2 protein-coding genes are annotated in these 1274 nt (G+C 30.5%); both read left to right on the forward strand.

The features are described from left to right. Positions 1 to 450: 450 nt before the first annotated feature. On the forward strand, positions 451 to 693 hold the full coding sequence (locus RTY06_RS15730) for a hypothetical protein (protein ID WP_312825916.1): 243 nt from the start codon (positions 451 to 453) through the stop codon (positions 691 to 693). 83 nt (positions 694 to 776) lie between these two features. Further along, positions 777 to 1184, forward strand: coding sequence for a type II 3-dehydroquinate dehydratase (gene aroQ, locus RTY06_RS15735; RefSeq protein WP_312825917.1), 408 nt, complete (start codon positions 777 to 779; stop codon positions 1182 to 1184). Positions 1185 to 1274: the final 90 nt, after the last annotated feature.

Genomic DNA, 1274 nt, shown 5'->3' on the forward strand with positions numbered 1-1274 from the left:
TTCGATTCCCCTACGGGCTACTTAAAATACCTTCAGAAATTTCTGAAGGTATTTTTTTTGTTTAAAAATCAACGCCCAATCCATCTATGAAATCTGTTGGATTATCTATTTTTATTTCGAGAAATTATCTAGTTTAATATCTTAAAAAAAAAATACATATGTATTATTTCAATTACCTTGGTTCTAGTAACCTTATTCCTTATTAATTCTAAATTTTTCTATGGACTAACGAACAAAAAAAACAAGAAGCTTCGAGTTTTGTATTTCTTTGATCTCAACAATTACAGTTTTTTTATAGCGCTTAGTCTTAATACTATTCTATCGGATATTAATCAAAAGAAAAATCTAGTTAAAGTTTTAGATGCAACCAATCTTTCATTGGAAAATAGTGAAATGAAAACCCAAGGAATGTTTCTTAACGCAGACAAAAAAGGAGCAGACATCTAAGAAATGATTCAGTACGCACCTGTAGAAATTCCAAAACTTTATACAAATCTGGAAACAAACTCATTGGTTAGCGATTATTTTTTATCAAATGCATTTCACGCATACATTTTGTGTAACGACAATCTGCAAACTTTTGTAAAAAAAACAAAAGAAGATTTTAAAAAATCTACTGAGGAAACTAAAAAATCAGCCAATGAAGAAATCGACAAGGCTAAAAAGAGTCTTAATAATCTTTTAGGTAAATAATTACATCAAATCACACACTATATCTCAAAAAATCCCCAGAAATTTCTGAGGATTTTTTACTTTTACATTAATTATTAAACGTTATGAAGATTCTTATTGTCAACGGCCCCAACCTAAACCTACTTGGAACACGTGAACCGGAAATCTATGGTTCAGTTACTATGGAAGATTATCTTTCGTATTTGAAAAATGAATTCGGTTCTGATGAAATTTCTTATTATCAATCCAATATTGAAGGTGAGTTGATTAACCGTTTGCAAGAAGATGATTTCGAAGCCGTAGTAATTAATCCAGGTGCTTTCACTCATTATTCTTATGCGATTTCGGATTGTTTGAAGAATATCAACAAACCGAAAATAGAAGTTCACATCAGTAATATCTATAAGCGTGAAGAATTCCGGAAGAAATCTGTGACTGCGGAAAGTACTGATGCTGTGATTTCCGGATTCGGGATGAAAGGTTATAAATTGGCGATACAAAGTTTGAAATGATTTCAACCAAATAGGCACATAGATTTTTATTAATTTCACCCGTAGTGCATTATAAAAAAGGCTACTCATAATACGAAAATTTCGTATATT

This window comes from Epilithonimonas sp. (assembly GCF_032055105.1).
Lineage (GTDB): Bacteria > Bacteroidota > Bacteroidia > Flavobacteriales > Weeksellaceae > Epilithonimonas.